Below are 16,501 nucleotides of genomic sequence, written 5' to 3'. Positions count from 1 at the left end.
GGGCGCTTGCCCTCGTGCTGTCGACCATGATCACAATCGTTACGGCATCACCGAATGCGGCCCGGGCCGACAGCGTGCGGAGCAGACAGTGGCACCTCGCTGCGCTCGACGTCATCAAGGCGCAGCAATTGAGCCAGGGTGAAGGCGTCATAGTCGCCGTTGCGGATACCGGAGTCGATGATCGGCATCCCGAGCTTGCCGGAGCTGTGATCGCGGGCAAAGAGTTCGGCGAAGGTGCGACGGGGGATGGCAAGGCCGACACCGACGGACACGGCACTGCGATGGCCGGTCTGATCGCGGGCCGAGGACTTCCTGGCGAGAGCGGAATCCTGGGCATCGCACCCAAGGCTACGATCCTGCCCGTTCAAACCGTTCACAGCGAGTTCGGCGGGTCACCGACCAATCTCGCGGCAGGTGTCGAGTGGTCCGTTCAGCACGGCGCGAAAGTCATCTGCATCGCAGCCGTCACCAGCGAGTATCCCGAGGTCAGGAGTGCGATTGAGGCGGCGATTCGCGCCGACGTCGTCGTGGTCGCCGGCACGGGCAATGCTCCTGCCATGAGACACGTGGGGTTTCCGGCGAAGATTCCAGGCGTGCTCGCGGTGGGCGGAACGGACCGGGACGGCAACCACGCGGCGATTTCGGCGACAGGCCCGGAGGTACTGATCGCCGCACCCGCGGTCGACATCATCTCGCTGGATGTTTTCGGCAAGTACGGCACAGCCGACGGAACCAGCAACGCGACGGCGATTGTGGCTGGGGTGGTGGCGTTGGTGCGGGCGAAGTTTCCGCGGTTGTCTGCTGTGGAGGTGGTGCGGCGGTTGACGGCTACCGCGACGGATCGGGGGAAGCCGGGGCGGGATGAGGAGTTCGGGTTCGGGATTGTCGATCCGGTGGCGGCGTTGACGGCTTCGGTGCCGAGCGTGGTGCCGTCGGTGTCTTCGTCTGGGGTGGGGGTGCCGGAGGGGCGTGCGGGGTGGTCGGGGGTTGTGTGGGTGGTTGTCGGTGGTGGGGTGCTGCTGGTGTTTGTGGGGCTACTAATCAGGCGGCGGCGGTAGCGGGTGTCGCGCTGTGCGGGTGGTGCGAATCGAGGGCGTTGTGAGGTTCTGAGCGTGCGGTACCGTCACCGTTGTCTATTGCGCATCGTGGCGGGGAGGACGCGGTGAGTGATCATGTGCCGGTTGGGTGGTGTGTGGTGGGGCCGGTCTGATGGGTGAGACGTACAAGCGGTGGCGGCTGCCGCAGTTGTGGGAGATGGTCGCGGCGGACGACGGGGCCGATGCTCACGTGCACCTGGCGACGCTGCGTCGTCAGCAGACCGCTCTGGAGACGCAGCGCGACCGCCTGCGGATCCTGCGGGACCACCTCGCCGAAGGGTGGCCACCCGAGAAGAGCGAAGCGGCGATGACGTTCATTCAGCGCGTCAACAACATGATCGATGCAATGTCGTTGGTTGCGGGTGGGGCGGCGGAGGTTCGCGTCAACTTGAACCTGATCGTCGAGGCGATCGGGAAGGCACGCGGTGAGCTGGAGCCGCTTGTTGAGGAGTACCGGCTGACGGCCAAGGTGCCGGATCAGCGGATCGGGCAGCAGGCTCGCGGACTGCTCGATGAGCACGCTCGTCGCATTCTCATGAACACGGACGCGGCTGTTGCGGAGCCTGCGGCTGGGCTCGATGTGGTGCTTCCCGATTACCAGCGGATCAGGTTGGCGACCGAGGTCGTCGATGTGCCGGTCGCTTCCGGCCAGTCGAAGTCGAGCGGTCAGGCGGGCGGGGGAGGAGGCCGGTTGATCGCCGCCGGGTTTCCGGCTCCGCGGTTCGATCCGCCTGGGTCGTCGGTCGGCTCGGAGCAGGACGACACCGTTGGGTTGGCCGGAGAAAGGGCTGGGTTGGCCGGAGGCGGTAGCCAGCCGGTGCCGAGCGGTGCGGTTGGCGGGGGCGGGTCGGGCAGCCGGGTGGGAGGTGCTGCCGTGCTCGGACCTGGCCGCGTGCTGGGCGCGAACCCGGTCACCGGACTCGCCGCGCCCCGTGGCAACAGCGGAGGGTCCGCCGCGGCCGGTGGGTCGACCGGAGCTCGCGGGCCGGTCGCGCCGCCGATCGGCCGGGCCGGGAGCCACCGAGACCCCGAGACGGTCAGCCGTCGACGTGGCGATCAGGGCGGCGAGGCGTGGTCGGTGCCTCATGGCGTGAGTCCGGTCATTCAGCCGCCCGCGACCTGGCCTCACGATCCGGGACTGGGAGTCATCGGGATCGACCGTTGAGCGGGATCCGGTCGGTGGTCGTCGGTTGCCTCGCCATCGTGGTCGTCGGAATGTCGGCGCCGGCTCCTGCGGTGGCTGACAGCATCCGTGACCGACAGTGGCACCTGGCCGTGTTGCGAATTGCGCAGGCGCAGCAGCTCAGCACGGGCGCAGGGGTCCTGGTGGCGGTCCCGGACACAGGTGTTGACGACCGTCATGGGGAGCTGGCGGGTGCCGTGGTGCCGGGCAAGGTGTTCGGTGAGCAGGCGAAGGGCGACGGCAAGGCGGACACGGACGGGCACGGAACAGCGATGGCCGGTCTCATCGCCGGGCGTGGGCTGCCCAACGGTGCCGGCGTGCTCGGTATCGCACCGAAGGCGATGATCCTGCCGGTGCAGACGGTCTACGGAGGTTTCGGTGGGTCTCCCGTCAACCTCGCGGATGGCATCGCCTGGGCGACTTCGCAGGGTGCGAAGGTCATCTGCGTCGCGGCCGTGACGAGCGAATACCCCCAGCTGCGGGACGCGATCGCCGCCGCAGTCAACGCCGACGTCGTCGTGGTGGCGGGGGTCGGGAACACGCCGAAGAACAGGCAGGTGGGCTTCCCGGCGAAGCTGCCCGGGGTGGTGGCGGTGGCGGGGACGGACAGGGACGGCAACCATGCCGCGATCTCCGCTGTCGGGCCCGAGGTGGTGCTGGCGGCTCCGGCGGTGGACATCGTTTCCACCGGGGCGTTCGGGAAGTACGAGACGGGGGACGGGACGAGCAACTCGACGGCGATTGTGGCTGGGGTGGTGGCGTTGGTGCGGGCGAAGTTTCCAGGGTTGTCTGCGGCCGAAGTGGTCCACAGGTTGACGGCGACCGCGACGGATCGGGGGAAGCCGGGGCGGGATGAGGAGTTTGGGTTCGGGATTGTTGATCCGGTGGCGGCGTTGACGGCTGAGGTGCCGGCGGGTGGGGCTCAGGTCACGGGGGTGCCAGAGGCGGGTCGGGAACGAGGGCCGACGGGTGGGGGTGGAGGTGTCGGGTGGGTCGTGGTGGCGGTGGTGGCGGTTGGCGGGGTGGTTGGCTGGTGGGTGCGACGCAGGACACGTTAGGCGGCCAGGGGGCCCGGGTACTTAGCGCCGAATGCGAGACACGCTCATCGACACGCTCAAGCCGCTGGGGATTGCGCTCGGGGCGGCGCTCGTTGCGTTGGTGGTGGTGCAGGGGGTGCATCTGGTCCTGCTGTGGGTGGGGCGGCGGTCGGGGTTGCTGACCGAGCTGGCGAACAGGGCGCACCGGCCGACGCAGTGGGTGGTGGTGCTGTCGGTGATCTACTTCTCGGTTCGCTGGACGGCGGACGGGGCGGACTGGCGGCCCACGTTCCTGCACGTGGAGCAGCTGCTCATCATCGGTACGGCGGCATGGCTGGTCGCCGGGTTGCTGGTGGTGGCGGAGGATGCGGCGCTGGCGCGGTTCAGGACGGACGTGCCGGACAACCGGCAGGCGCGGCGGGTGCACACGCAGGTGGTGATGATCCGGCGGGTGACGGTGGCGACGATCGCCGTGATCGCCGGTGCGGTGATGCTGATGACGTTCCCGCAGGCGCGGATCCTCGGGACCAGCGTGCTGGCGAGTGCCGGGTTCATCGGCATCATCGCGGGTCTGGCGGCGCAGAGCGTGCTGCGGAACCTGTTCGCGGGGCTGCTGTTGGCGTTCAGCGACGCGGTGCGGCTCGGGGACGTCGTGATCGTCGAGTCGGAGTGGGGGCGGATCCAGGAGATCACGCTCTCGTACGTCGTGGTCCACGTGTGGGACGACCGGCGGCTGATCCTGCCGACGTCGTACTTCACGGAGAAGCCGTTCCAGAACTGGACGCGGACGGAGGCGGCGCTGCTCGGGGACGTCATGCTCGACGTCGACTGGTGGCTGCCGGTGCCGGAGGCGCGGGAGGAGCTCCGCCGGGCACTGGAGTCGACCGACCTGTGGGACGGGCGGGTGTCGGTGCTGCAGGTGGTGGAGGCCACCGGCACCGCGATGCGGCTGCGGGCGCTGGTGAGCGCGACGGACGCGCCGAAGCTGTGGGACCTGCGGTGCTTCATCCGGGAGCACATGGTGACGTGGATCCGGGACGCGCACCCGTCGTCGCTGCCGCGGACGCGGGCGGAGGTGACGTCGGCGCTGCCGCTGCACGCGACGCTGACGGGGCAGACGCACACCGCCGACGGCGACGCGCGGGTCTTCAGTCACAGCGTCGACGGCCGGGCCCGCGCGGAGGCGTTCACCGGCGGGGAGCGCGAACACTAACAGCGCTGGGCGACGCGCGAGCGCAGCAGGATCAGCCGGGCGGCCACCAGTACCGACGCCACCACCGCTGTCACGACCAGCGACGGTCCCACGAAGGTGGCGGCCAGGATCAGCGCCGCGGCGGTGGGCTCCAGCCAGGTGCGTGGGCGGATGTGCAGGAACCACAGCGCCATCAGCAGTGTGGCCACCGGGATGGTGACGGGCGCGCCGGAGAGGTCGGGCCGGTCGACGATGACCGCGATGCCCGCCCCGATCGCCGCCGCCGATGCGAACACCACGTAGTGCCCGTATCCCCAAACGAACGCGTGCCGGTTGTCGACGAGGATCCGGTGGGCGGGCTGATCGAAGTACAGCCACCAGAACGCGAACACGATGACCAGCCCGCTCGCGGCCACCCACCACAGCCGGTCCTGCACGAAGCCCGCCTGGACCGCCACGGTCGTGGACAGCACGATCTCGCCGAGCACGATGATGAACAGCAGTCCGTAGCGCTCGGCGATGTGGTGCGGGTGCCACGGGGTGGGGTGGTAGCGCTCCGCCCACATGGGCACGGCCAGCTCCGCGGCGACCATGACGACGAAGAGCACCAGGTGCATGGTGCCGTGGGTGAGCAGGATCAGCGCCCAGCCCACCATGCAGGCGGTCACGCCGAACGCCATCCGGCGGGCCGTGCGCCGGGTCTCGTCCCGGGCGGACGCCCTGAGCCACTGCGTGACCAGGGCGGCGCGCATGATGACGTACCCGACGGTGACGGTGCCGAAGTGCCCGTGGAACGCGTCGGTGACGCCGGCGGCCAGGACGAGCACCCCGGCGATCTGCACGAGGGTCGTCAGCCGGTACGCGACGTCGTCGGTGTCATAAGCGGACGCGAACCAGGTGAAGTTCATCCAGGCCCACCAGATGGAGAAGAACACCGTCAGATAGGCGACGATCCCGTGCGCCACGTCACCCTCGGCGATCGAGTGGTGCAGCAATTGCCCCGCCAGCGCGATGGCGACCACGAAGCACAGGTCGAACAGCAGCTCGAGCGGCGTCGCGACGCGGTGCGGCTCGTGGGTGTCGCGGATGCCCATCGGCCGGTGCCACTGGGAGCTGGATGACATCGTCCGATTATCTCCGGGAACGGCAGGTGGACAGTGTCTCAACTGATGGCGCCACCGTGGGTCGGCCGAATCGTCACCGGGCGGAGGGGCTAGCCTCAACGTGTGACTCGACGCGCAAAAATCGTCTGTACGCTCGGACCCGCCACATCGTCGCCCGAGCGGATTCGCGGCCTCGTCGACGCCGGGATGGACGTCGCGCGGCTCAACTTCAGCCACGGCAGCCATGAGGACCACGCCGCGGTGTTCACCCTCGTCCGTGAGGCCGCCGCTGCCGCCGGCCGTTCCGTGGGCATTCTCGCCGACCTCCAGGGTCCCAAGATCCGGCTCGGTCGCTTCGCCAACGGACCGCACGAGTGGCGCACCGGAGACACGGCCGTCATCACCAGCGACGACGTGATCGGCACCGCCGACCGGGTCTCGTGCACCTACACCAAGCTGCCGCAGGAAGTGAAGGCCGGCGACCGGCTGCTGATCGACGACGGCAAGGTCGCCGTCGAGGTCACCAGCGTCGAAGGCAACGACATCACCGTCCTCGTCACCGAGGGCGGCATGGTCTCCAACAACAAGGGCGTCTCGCTGCCCAACGTCGCGGTGAGCGTCCCCGCCCTGTCCGACAAGGACGCCGAGGACCTCCGGTTCGCGCTCCAGCTCGGCGCCGACTGGATCGCACTGTCGTTCGTGCGCTCACCCGACGACATCAAGCTCGTCCACGAGATCATGGACGAGGAGCGGGTGCACCGCCCGGTCATCGCCAAGGTCGAGAAGCCGGAGGCGGTCGCCGCCCTCGAGCAGATCGTCTCGGCCTTCGACGGCGTCATGGTCGCCCGCGGCGACCTCGGCGTCGAGATGCCGCTCGACCAGGTGCCGCTCGTGCAGAAGCGGGCCGTCCAGCTGTGCCGCGAGTCGGCGAAGCCGGTCATCGTCGCCACGCAGATGCTCGACTCCATGATCGAGAATGCCCGCCCGACCCGCGCCGAGGCGTCCGACGTCGCCAACGCCGTGCTCGACGGCGCCGATGCCGTCATGCTCTCCGGCGAGACCAGCGTCGGGCGCTACCCGATCCTGACCGTCTCCACGATGGCCCGGATCATCGCGACCACCGAGGGCGGCTCGCTGTCGGTGCCGCGGCTGCAGCACGACCCCCGCACCCGCGGCGGCGCGCTCACCTCGGCCGCGTCCAACATCGCCCGCAACATCGGCGCGAAGGCGCTCGTCGCCTTCTCGCAGACCGGTGACACGGTCCGCCGCCTCGCCCGGCTGCACTGCGAGCTGCCGCTGCTCGCGTTCACGCCCGAGCCGACGGTGCGCAACCAGCTGGCCCTGTCGTGGGGCGTGCAGACGTTCGACGTGCCGTTCGTCCAGCACACCGACGAGATGTTCCAGCAGGTCGACATGGCCATGGTCGGCCTGCCCTGGCTCAGCGCCGGTGACGACGTCGTCATCGTCGCGGGCTCCCCGCCCGGCACCCCCGGCTCGACCAACACGCTGCGGGTCCACACGCTGGGAGCACTGTCACACGACCAGAGCGAGTAGGAACCTCTAGATTGCAGGAGTGGACGAGCATGCGACTGGACAGGCGGCGGTAGACGCCCTCGTCCGACTCCTTGACCTGGAAGCGCTGGGGGACGACCGGTTCCTGGGCATGAGCCCGCCGGTCGGCCCCCAGCGTGTGTTCGGCGGGCAGGTCGCCGGCCAGGCGCTCGTCGCCGCCGGCCGCACCGTCGACCCGGAGCGCCAGGTGCACTCGCTGCACGGGTACTTCGTCCGCCCCGGCGACCCGGCGGAGCCCATCACGTACGCGGTGGAGAACATCCGCGACGGCCGCACCTTCTCCGTGCGCCGCTCCGTCGCCCAGCAGCACGGCAAGGTCATCTTCTTCATGTCGGCGTCGTTCCACGTCCCCGAGGACGGCCTGGACCACCAGGAGGCCGCGCCCGCCGACGTGCCCCTGCCGGAAGAGGTGCCGACCATGGCGGAGCGCCTCGCCAAGTACCCGGAGCGCGCCGGCATCTGGTCGATGATCCAGCGCCCGATCGACGTGCGCTATGTCGGCGAGCCCGGCTGGGTCCGCCCCGGCGACCGCCCCGCCTCCCCGACGCAGCGGGTCTGGATGCGGCTGGACGGCAAGCTCCCCGACGACCCGCTGCTGCACGCGTGCGCGCTCACGTTCGCCTCCGATCTCACCCTGCTGGACTCGGTGCTCGCCGTGCACGGCGCCGTATGGGGCCCCGGCGGCTACGGCGGCGCCAGCCTCGACCACGCCCTGTGGTTCCACCGCGGCTTCCGCGCCGACGAGTGGTTCCTCTACGACTCGATCAGCCCGTCGGCCTCCGACGCCCGCGGCCTCGCCACCGGCCGCATGTTCACCCGCGACGGCCGCCACATCGCGACCGCCGTGCAGGAAGGCCTGTTGCGGCGCGTGGGAGGATGAGTCATGCGCCTTTCAGCCCGGGTCGACTATGCCCTCCGCGCGGTGGCGGAGCTGGCGTCCTCGGCCGGTGACGGCAAGCTGGTGACCGCCGACCGTCTCGCGTCGGCCCAGCAGATCCCGCCCAAGTTCCTCGAGAGCATCCTCCTGCAGCTGCGCCGCGGCGGCATCGTCGTCGCCCAGCGCGGCCCCGAGGGCGGCTACCGGCTGGCCCGCCCCGCCGGCGAGATCAGCCTCGCCGAGATCATCCGCGTGATCGACGGCCCCCTCGCCAACGTCCGCGGGCAGCGCCCCGAGGACCTCGGCTACCACGGTGCCGCCTCCGCCCTGCAGGACGTGTGGATCGCCCTGCGCGCCAACGAGCGACTCATCCTCGAAACGGTCACCATCGAGGACGTCGTCACCGGCGAGCTCCCCGAGCGCGTCCGCGACCTCGTGGCAGACCCGAGAGCCTGGGTCTGATCGCTTTTCCATGATCCGGAAGACTTTGTGTCGTCATGGCAGCAACAAGTCTTCCGGATCATGAGGAAGAGGCCACAAACGGTAGACGCTATTTCCGATCGGTGCGGTAGGAGATAGGATCGGCGGCATGATCGTTGTGCTTTCGGGGAATCCGCGGCCGCACTCTCGTACGTTGCACCTGGCGGAGGAGGTCGGGGCGGCGCTGGCGGAGCGGCTCGGGCAGCCGGTGCCGCACACCATCGACGTGGCCGCCCTGGGCACACGGCTGCTGCAGACCGGGGACGGCGCGGTCGCCGACGCGCTCAGCAGGCTCCGGCGGGCGAGCGTGCTGGTGGTGGCGACGCCGACGTACAAGGGCACGTACACGGGCGTCCTGAAGGTCCTGCTCGACCAGCTGCCCGCCGAAGGGCTCAAGGACGTCGCCGCGGTGACCGTCGTGACCGCCGGCGTCCGCCCGCAGGCCGACGCGACCGAGCGGCACCTGCGCGAGCTGCTCGGCGAGCTCGCCGCGGTCCCGGTGACCCCCGGCCTGGCCGTCGTCGAGTCGGAGCTGGCCAACGCGGGCACCGCCGCCGCCGAGTACGTCACCCGGATCGCCGACGAGTTCACCGCCGACACGACCGCCTGAGCGCCGGAAGACGACGCGGCCGGGAGGCGCGGGTCAGCGGCTGATGAGGTTGCCCGCCATGGCGAGCGGGGAGTCGTCGGCGGTGTCGGCCTGGTCGCTGAGGACGTTCAGCGAGCGGGCGATGCTCACCAGCGCGTAGGTCTGCGTGACCTGCAGCGTCCGGTCCATCTTCAGGTCGTCGGCCATGTCCAGCTCGTCGCGGATGGCGTGCAGGAAGCCCTCGGCCGCCTGCAGGTAGGGGTCGTGCGCCTTAGACATGACCTGAGCGTAGGGCGGGAACCCGCCGCTCACCCGCTGTTCAGGAGTTTCAGCGCGGCTGCCAGGCCTGCGGCGGGGTGGTGAGCCGCCTGATGTGGGCGGGCATCCGGCCGCGGACGACGTCGGCGAGGCTGACCTCGTCGAGGACGTTGCGGACGGCGGCGCGGACCGCGACCCACAGCTGCTGCAGGTGCTCGGCGGTGCCCGAGTACATGGCCTCCTCGGGCCGCACGCCACGGACCTCGGCCAGGGGGCCGTCGACGGCGCGGAGCACGTCACCGACCATGATCTCCGATGGCTGGCGGGTCAGCACGTACCCGCCGTCGACGCCGCGCTGGCCCCGGACGAGGCCGGCCCGGCGCAGGTCCCCGAGGACGGCCTCGAGAAACTTTCGTGGCATCTCCTGCTCGTCGGCGAGGCCGGCGGCCGAGACGACCGCGGGATAGGCGGCCGCCAGGCCGAGCGAGGCGCGCACCGCGTAGTCGCCGCGTGCCGAGATGTGCATGACTGAGACTGCCTTCCCGCAGAGAGTGTCGCCGTGCCCGCGACGGGCCGTCGGAGCCTGCCGCGGGGCCAGCTTTGTGGAGCTAGCCGGTGGGGAATGTCCGATACCAATGTAGGGTGCGCGCCTCCGGGTGATCGCCGGGGTAGCGTTGTCGGATTATGCGACCAGACGAACGTGTGGGTGAGCGCTCACCCGAGCCCCGCCGCGGTGCCGATCACAACGTGATGCGCGAGGTCAACCGTTCGCTGGTGCTGGCACTGGTCAAGGAGGGCGGGCCGGTCTCCCGCGCGAGCATCGCCAGGTCGACGACCCTCGCGAAGCCGACGGTGTCGGCGATCGTCGACGAGCTCATCGCCGACGGGCTGGTCCGCGAGATCGGGCCGGGGTCGACCGCGGTGAGCGGCGGGCGCCCGCCGATCCTGCTGGAGTTCAACGCCCGCTCCCAGTTGGTGGTCGGCGCCCACATCGGCGCACGGCGCACCACGGTCGCGATCGGCGACGCCGCGGGGGAGGAGATCGCCCGGCGGGAGTTTCCTACTCCGACTGCGCTCGCGGCCGGTACCGACGCCGCAACCGCGACAGGAGGCGGGGTGGCGCCCGCGGAGGCGCTGCGGATGGTGGCGGCCGAGGCGCGCGCCGCGATCGAGAGCACGGCGCTGCCGTCGGCCCGGCTGGCGGCGGTCGGCGCGGTGCTGCCCGGGCTCACCGACTTCCACACCGGCGTCTGCCTGCTCGCGCCCAACCTCGGCTGGCGTGACGTGCCGGTCCGCGACATCCTCGCCGCCGAGCTCGGCGCCCCCGTCTACGTGCACAACGCGGGCCAGGCCGCCGCCGTCGCCGAGAACCTGGAGGGTGCCGGCGGCCGCGTCGGCGATCTGGCGCTGCTGTACGCCGGGACCGGCCTCTCCGCCGGCGTCCTGTCCGACGGCCGGGTGTTTCACGGCGTCGGCGGCACGGCCGGCGAGATCGGCCACAACGCCGTCCCCGGCAACGAGGAGCCCTGCAACTGCGGCAACGTCGGCTGCCTGGAGACGGTCGCGTCCGGCCCGGCGATCGTCCGGGCCGTGCGGCGGGCGCTGAAGGACGGCGCGACGTCGAGCCTGGCGGACCTGGAGACGTTCGACGCGCGCGACGTGACCGCGGCGGCCCGCGCGGGCGACGCCCTGGCCGCGTCGGTGATCGCCGAGGTCGGCGCGCACCTGGGCCTGGCCGCGTCGTGGCTGATCAATGCGTACAACCCGGCGGTCGTCGTGGTCGGCGGCGGTCTCGCCCCGATCGGCGACCTGCTGCTGGACCCCCTGCGGGCCGCCGTGGCCCGGCACGCCCTGGCGCCGGCGCTGCGCGGCGTCGAGATCCGCGCCTCGGTGCTGGGCCCGGATGCCGAGGTGCGGGGCGCGGTGCTGCTCGCGTTGCAGCACTCGGAGACGTACTACAGAGTCGTCTTTCGGGCCTGAAACGCGGTAAAACCCGAAAAAAGGGATAGTGGGAGACGTCTGAAACAGGTTAGTTCTGTTATTGAACTAACCCCGTCCGGCGGCGTAGGGTGCAAGGCGTCCGCCAACGAAACACCCCCGCTAAGAGGTAGCGAATGAACGATTACCAGCCCACCCGTGACGACAAGTTCTCGTTCGGGCTGTGGACCGTCGGCTGGCAGGCGCAGGACGTCTTCGGCGGGCCGACCCGGGCGCCGCTCGACTCGGTCGAGGCCGTGCACCGCCTGTCCGACCTCGGCGCCGCGGCCGTCACGTTCCACGACGACGACCTGTTCCCGTTCGGCAGCGACGACGCGACCCGCGACCACCTGATCAACCGGTTCAAGGACGCGCTCAAGGCGACCGGCATCCGGGTCGAGATGGTCACCACGAACCTCTTCAGCCACCCGATCTTCAAGGACGGCGGGTTCACGTCCAACGACCGCGCGGTCCGCCGGTTCGCGATCAAGAAGGTGCTGCGCAACATCGACCTCGCGGCCGAGCTCGGCGCCGAGACCTACGTGCTGTGGGGCGGCCGCGAGGGCGCCGAGTCCGGTGGGGCCAAGGACGTGTCGGCGGCGCTCGACCGGTACCGCGAAGGGCTCAACCTCCTCTGCGCGTACGTGCGCGACCAGGGCTACGACATCCGCTTCGCTCTCGAGCCGAAGCCCAACGAGCCCCGCGGCGACATCCTGCTGCCGACGATCGGTCACGCCCTCGCGCTGATCTCCACGCTCGACGAGCCGGACCGGGTGGGCCTCAACCCCGAGGTCGGGCACGAGGAGATGGCCGGGCTCAACTTCGCCCACGGCATCGCCCAGGCGCTCTGGCACGGCAAGCTCTTCCACATCGACCTCAACGGCCAGCACGGTCCCCGCTTCGACCAGGACCTGCGCTTCGGCGCCGGCAACCTGCGCGGCGCGTTCTGGACCGTCGACGTGCTGGAGACCGGCGGCTACACCGGCTACCGCCACTTCGACTACAAGCCGCCGCGCACCGAGGACTACGACGGCGTGTGGGAGACCGCGCGGGCCTGCATGCGCAACTACCTGATCCTCAAGGAGCGGGTCGGGTCGTTCCGGGCGGACCCGGAGGTCGCGGCGGCGCTCGAGGCGGCGCGGGTCAACGAGCTCTACGAGCCGACCCTCGGCGAGGGCGAGACGATCGAGTCGCTGCGGGCCGAGGAGTTCGACGTCGACAAGCTCGCCGCCCGTGGCGGCGCGTTCGAGTACCTTGACCAGCTGGCGATGGAGCACCTGCTGGGCGTCAGGTCATGACGGCATGACCCGACGTCTCGTGGCGGGCGTCGACACGTCCACGCAGTCGACGAAGGTGCTCGTCTGCGACGCCGACACCGGTGAGGTCGTGCGGGAAGGTCGCGCCGGGCACCCCGACGCGACCGAGGTCGACCCGGCCCACTGGTGGCGGGCGTTCGGCGAGGCGACCGGCGACGGGCTCCTCGACGACGTCAAGGCGATCGGCGTCGGCGGGCAGCAGCACGGCATGGTGCTGCTCGACGAGGCCGGCGACGTCGTCCGCGACGCCTTGCTGTGGAACGACACCAGGTCCGCGGCGGCCGCCACAGACCTGATCGCCGAGCTGCCCGGCGGGGCCGCCGACTGGGCCGCCGCGACGGGGCTCGTGCCGGTCGCCAGCTTCACCGTCACGAAGCTGCGGTGGGTCGCCGAGCACGAGCCGGACAACGCCGCCCGCGCGGCGAGCGTCCTGCTGCCGCACGACTGGATCACCGACCTGCTGCGCGCCGACCGCGGTGCGGGTAGCCCGACGACCGACCGCGGTGACGCGTCCGGGACGGGGTACTGGTCGCCGGCGGACGGCTCGTACCAGATGCGGCTCCTGCAACTCGCGTTCGGCAGGGAACTGGCCGTGCCGCGGGTCGCCGGGCCGGCCGAGGTGGTGGGTGAGACGGTCGCCGGTGCTCTTCTTGCGCCGGGCACCGGCGACAACATGGCCGCGGCGCTCGGGCTCGGACTGCGCCCGGGCGACGTGGTCGTGTCGCTGGGCACCTCGGGCACCGTCTTCGGGGTGTCGGAGCGGCCGGTCACCGACGTCAGCGGGACGGTCGCCGGGTTCGCCGACGCGACCGGCCGGCACCTGCCGCTCGTCGCGACCCTCAACGCGGCCCGGGTCCTGTCGACCGCCGCCGCGCTGCTCGGGGTCGACCTGTCCACATTGGACCGGCTGGCCCTCTCGGCGGCGCCGGGGGCGGGCGGGCTGACGCTGCTGCCCTACCTCGACGGCGAACGCACCCCGAACCTGCCCGACGCCCGTGGCCTGCTCAACGGCATCACCCGCGGCAACGCGACCCCGGCGAACCTGGCCCGGGCCGCGGTCGAGGGGATGCTCTGCGGGCTCGCCGACGGCATCGACGCGGTGCGCGCCCTGGGCGTGCCGGTGGAGCGGGTCCTGCTCATCGGAGGTGCGGCGGCGTCGGCGGCGGTACGGGAGGTCGCTCCCGCGCTGTTCGGGGTGCCGGTCGGCGTGCCGGATCCGGGGGAGTACGTCGCGCTGGGAGCCGCCCGGCAGGCGGCGTGGGTGCTGGACGGGGGCGCGGAGCCGCCCGCGTGGCGCGTTCCGGGAGCGGCCTCGGCCGATGCACCGGCGCCGCAGTCGGCGGAGACCCGGAAGGTGTACGCCGACGTCCGGGACCGGGCTCAGGCGCTGCTGCGGTAAGCGGTACTGCCCGCGGGTGTTTGGTGAGGCACCCGATGGGGAGGCGGGCCGGGACGGTTTGTTGGGGCGTCCCGGCCCGAGCCGCGCGTCTGGCCGGCCCTGTGTCTTCCTGCTCGACCCGCCGGACCGGTGGTGCCGCGGGTCTGGGGTTCCGGTGCCGGACCGTCCGCCCGAACGGCCCGGCACCGGACTCCCGCGCGCCGGCACCGCTCCCTCGTGCGGTGCCGGCGCTGGATCACGCTTGCAGGACAGACTCTGGGCCGCTCGTGTTGCGCGGGACGGTTCGAGGACGGGAGCGCGTGCGTTGCCGGCCTCTTCGTGTCCTCCGGGCGGTGGACACGAAGAAGGGCCTCCCCCGCTCGGGAGAGACCCTTCTCACGCATGCCTGTTCAATCGGGCCAGTCGCCGGTTCGGTCGGGCCGGTCGCCGGTTCAGTCGGGCCAGTCGCCGGTGAGGCGCCGTACGCCCGCCGCGCCGCCGCGGTCGATCGCGGCCTTCACGACGGCGAAGATCGCGCCCTGCAGCGCGGCCGCGGCGAGCACCTCGCCCCAGCCGTAGTCCCGCGAGGTCGCCTGCGGTGCCTCGTCCTCACCGGAGAGCCGCTTCCAGATCTGCTTGAACACGATCCCCGCCGCGACGCCGCCGGCCACGCTGAACGCGATGCTGAACGGCTTGTACAGGACCTTGTTCACTCGTTCCCCTTCCGGTAACCGACCAGTGCGGCCAGGATGAGCAGCCCGGACGCCACCACCCACGGCGCGGGGCGATCCCGGACCGACTGGACCATCCGCTGCAGCGTGAGCTCCAGCGTCAGGCGAGGGTTGGTCCGCAGCTCGCGACTGGCGTACGCGGCGTTGACCGCGACCTGCTCCACACCCTCCCGCATCCGCAGCTTCGCCGCGTTCACGGAGGTGGAGACGGCGTCCTGCGCGCGGGTCTTCACGTCGGCCTTGGCCGCGAGGGCCTCGACGGTCTCACCCAGCCCCGCCCGGGTCCGGGCGATCTCCTGCCGGAGCGCCTCGGGATCGGTGGGGGCGTGCCCGTCGTGACTGTTCTTCGAGTGCGTCGCGGTCATCGGTGCCCCCCGTTCTTCACGGAGTGCGTGATCGTGTCGATGTCTGCCTTGACGCTGGCGACCGCGTCCTGCGGCACCGGCGACCCGGCCTTGCTCACCTGCGACTTGCCGAGCAGCGCGAGGACCCCGGCGACGGCCAGCAGGACCACACCGACCAGCAGAGCCGACAGCCACGCCGGAATGACCGCGGCGAGAGCGATGATGACGGCGGCGAGGACAGCACCCACGCCGTAGAGCGCAACGAGGCCTGCTCCACCGAACATGCCGACACCCATCCCGGCCCGCTTGCCCTTCTGCGCCAACTCGACCTGGGCCAGCTTCAGCTCGTCCCGCACCAGGGTGGAGACCTGTTCGGCGGCAAGCTTGACCAGGTCCGCCGTCGAGCGGTGGTCCGTTGCCGAGGTGGCAGTCCCCGCGATGGTCGGGGGTTGCACGCGCGGCGCGGTGGCCGGCCGGTCGTTCACGGTGTACGTCATGGCTTCTCCTCTCGCCCGCATGTACGTGTTTCCCCGCGAACGCCCGGGTTAACCCACGTCACGCCACCTCCCGGACCGGACGGGGAGCCCCTGTCCGAGGCCGCCGCGCCGCCCCTCCGGACGATGAGCAGGCCGCTCAGGCAGGGCGTGGGCGGGTGCCTCGGACCGGGTGAGGCAGCCCGCTCGGTGCGGGTGAGGCATGCGCCTCCAGCCGGGTGTAGGCCGGCGTCTCGGACCGGATGTGGGCGTGGTCCGGCGCCTCCGGCGACGTGCGGGGGATCTGCCCGCCGCCGATGGCCTGGGCAAGCCCGGCGTCTCGGGCGGGGCGTGGGTGAGGGCCTCGGGCGGGGAATGGTCAGGGGTCTCGGGCCGGCCGTGGGCGGACGCCTCGGACCGGGTGAGGCAGGCCGCTCGGGCTGGGTGAGAGCACGCGTCTCTGGTCGGGTGTACGCCGCGCCTCGGGCCGGATGTGGGCGTGGTCCGGCGCCTCCGGCTAAGTGCGGGGCCTTGCCCGCCGCCGATGTCCTGGACCAGCCGGCATCTCGGGCCAGGCGTGGGCCGGCAGGAAGAACGACAGGTCCGCGGCGAGTGCCGGCAGCCCGAGCTCCAGCCACAGCACCCGCCGCAGTCCCCCGGATGTCCCCGTGAATATCGGGGTTACCACGTCACGCCACCTCCGTGCCCGCCTCCCGGACCGGGTGGGGAGCCCCGGCCCGAGGCCGTCGCGCCCGCCGCCTCCAGACTCGGGCCGGGTGAGGGCAGGCCGTTCGGGCCGGGCGTGGCTGGCGCCTCCGGCTAAGTGCGGGGGACCTGCCCGCCGCCGATGGCCTGGGCCAGCCGGCGCCTCCGGTCGGGCGTGGGCCGGCGCCT

17 protein-coding genes are annotated in these 16,501 nt (G+C 71.5%); 11 read left to right on the top strand and 6 right to left on the bottom strand.

Annotated features, from left to right (window positions below; translation table 11 throughout):
* The first annotated feature begins 14 nt into the window (after positions 1-14).
* From ABZ321_RS01080 to ABZ321_RS01065, 4 genes are all read left to right on the top strand, one after another.
* On the top strand, positions 15-1,058 hold the full coding sequence (locus ABZ321_RS01080; RefSeq protein WP_354888328.1) for a S8 family serine peptidase: 1,044 nt from the start codon (positions 15-17) through the stop codon (positions 1,056-1,058).
* A 151-nt stretch (positions 1,059-1,209) separates the two neighbouring features.
* Positions 1,210-2,262: a hypothetical protein gene (locus tag ABZ321_RS01075; protein ID WP_354888325.1), complete on the top strand. Its 1,053-nt coding sequence runs from the start codon at positions 1,210-1,212 to the stop codon at positions 2,260-2,262.
* Positions 2,259-3,338 carry a S8 family serine peptidase gene (locus tag ABZ321_RS01070; protein ID WP_354888322.1) on the top strand — a complete coding sequence of 360 codons (1,080 nt, stop codon included), beginning with the start codon at positions 2,259-2,261 and terminating at the stop codon, positions 3,336-3,338. Before ABZ321_RS01075 ends, ABZ321_RS01070 begins: the two co-directional genes overlap by 4 nt.
* A gap of 31 nt (positions 3,339-3,369) precedes the next feature.
* The gene (locus tag ABZ321_RS01065) at positions 3,370-4,530 is read left to right on the top strand and encodes a mechanosensitive ion channel family protein (protein ID WP_344503096.1); all 1,161 of its coding nucleotides are present in this window, start codon (positions 3,370-3,372) and stop codon (positions 4,528-4,530) included.
* On the opposite strand, the gene ABZ321_RS01060 is transcribed toward ABZ321_RS01065, so the two are convergent.
* Entirely contained in the window at positions 4,527-5,633 is a 1,107-nt protein-coding gene (locus ABZ321_RS01060) for a low temperature requirement protein A (protein WP_344503095.1), read from the bottom strand. The two genes, ABZ321_RS01065 and ABZ321_RS01060, sit on opposite strands and share 4 nt — an antisense overlap.
* A 102-nt stretch (positions 5,634-5,735) precedes the next feature.
* Here ABZ321_RS01060 and pyk point away from each other — a divergent pair, with 102 nt between their 5' ends.
* From pyk to ABZ321_RS01040, 4 genes are all read left to right on the top strand, one after another.
* Positions 5,736-7,166: a pyruvate kinase gene (pyk, locus tag ABZ321_RS01055; RefSeq protein WP_344503094.1), complete on the top strand. Its 1,431-nt coding sequence runs from the start codon at positions 5,736-5,738 to the stop codon at positions 7,164-7,166.
* A 19-nt stretch (positions 7,167-7,185) separates the two neighbouring features.
* The gene (locus ABZ321_RS01050) at positions 7,186-8,064 is read left to right on the top strand and encodes an acyl-CoA thioesterase II (protein WP_354888317.1); all 879 of its coding nucleotides are present in this window, start codon (positions 7,186-7,188) and stop codon (positions 8,062-8,064) included.
* Between the two features lie 3 nt (positions 8,065-8,067).
* Entirely contained in the window at positions 8,068-8,523 is a 456-nt protein-coding gene (locus ABZ321_RS01045; RefSeq protein ID WP_344503091.1) for an Rrf2 family transcriptional regulator, read from the top strand.
* A gap of 127 nt (positions 8,524-8,650) precedes the next feature.
* The gene (locus tag ABZ321_RS01040; protein WP_344503090.1) at positions 8,651-9,151 is read left to right on the top strand and encodes an NAD(P)H-dependent oxidoreductase; all 501 of its coding nucleotides are present in this window, start codon (positions 8,651-8,653) and stop codon (positions 9,149-9,151) included.
* A 33-nt stretch (positions 9,152-9,184) separates the two neighbouring features.
* Here the strand turns inward: ABZ321_RS01040 and ABZ321_RS01035 are convergent, their stop codons facing one another.
* On the bottom strand, positions 9,185-9,409 hold the full coding sequence (locus ABZ321_RS01035; protein WP_344503089.1) for a hypothetical protein: 225 nt from the start codon (positions 9,407-9,409) through the stop codon (positions 9,185-9,187).
* A 49-nt stretch (positions 9,410-9,458) separates the two neighbouring features.
* Positions 9,459-9,914: an Rrf2 family transcriptional regulator gene (locus ABZ321_RS01030; protein WP_344503088.1), complete on the bottom strand. Its 456-nt coding sequence runs from the start codon at positions 9,912-9,914 to the stop codon at positions 9,459-9,461.
* 224 nt (positions 9,915-10,138) lie between these two features.
* On the opposite strand from ABZ321_RS01030, the gene ABZ321_RS01025 reads away from it, so the two are divergent.
* The 3 genes from ABZ321_RS01025 (at position 10,139) to xylB (ending at position 14,080) form a co-directional block, all read left to right on the top strand.
* Positions 10,139-11,368 (top strand): ROK family transcriptional regulator, encoded by a 1,230-nt coding sequence (locus ABZ321_RS01025; protein ID WP_344503087.1) that lies wholly within the window; start codon positions 10,139-10,141, stop codon positions 11,366-11,368.
* Between the two features lie 134 nt (positions 11,369-11,502).
* Complete coding sequence (gene xylA, locus ABZ321_RS01020) at positions 11,503-12,663, top strand: xylose isomerase (RefSeq protein WP_344503086.1); 1,161 nt, start codon at positions 11,503-11,505, stop codon at positions 12,661-12,663.
* A 4-nt stretch (positions 12,664-12,667) separates the two neighbouring features.
* Positions 12,668-14,080 (top strand): xylulokinase, encoded by a 1,413-nt coding sequence (gene xylB, locus ABZ321_RS01015; RefSeq protein ID WP_344503085.1) that lies wholly within the window; start codon positions 12,668-12,670, stop codon positions 14,078-14,080.
* A 431-nt stretch (positions 14,081-14,511) separates the two neighbouring features.
* On the opposite strand, the gene ABZ321_RS01010 is transcribed toward xylB, so the two are convergent.
* Genes ABZ321_RS01010 through ABZ321_RS01000 form a run of 3 tightly spaced genes read right to left on the bottom strand, consistent with a single transcriptional unit; the run spans position 14,512 to position 15,631 of the window.
* The gene (locus ABZ321_RS01010) at positions 14,512-14,772 is read right to left on the bottom strand and encodes a DUF4235 domain-containing protein (protein WP_344503084.1); all 261 of its coding nucleotides are present in this window, start codon (positions 14,770-14,772) and stop codon (positions 14,512-14,514) included.
* Positions 14,769-15,155 carry a DUF3618 domain-containing protein gene (locus tag ABZ321_RS01005; protein WP_344503083.1) on the bottom strand — a complete coding sequence of 129 codons (387 nt, stop codon included), beginning with the start codon at positions 15,153-15,155 and terminating at the stop codon, positions 14,769-14,771. The genes ABZ321_RS01010 and ABZ321_RS01005 overlap by 4 nt, the downstream gene beginning before the upstream one ends.
* Positions 15,152-15,631 (bottom strand): phage holin family protein, encoded by a 480-nt coding sequence (locus tag ABZ321_RS01000; protein ID WP_344503082.1) that lies wholly within the window; start codon positions 15,629-15,631, stop codon positions 15,152-15,154. Before ABZ321_RS01000 ends, ABZ321_RS01005 begins: the two co-directional genes overlap by 4 nt.
* Between the last annotated feature and the right edge of the window lie 870 nt (positions 15,632-16,501).

It is taken from the genome of Dactylosporangium sp. NPDC006015, from assembly GCF_040614215.1.
Lineage (GTDB): Bacteria > Actinomycetota > Actinomycetes > Mycobacteriales > Micromonosporaceae > Dactylosporangium > Dactylosporangium maewongense.
Note: the sequence above shows the minus strand (reverse complement) of the source record. Positions and strands in the feature narration are given on the sequence as shown.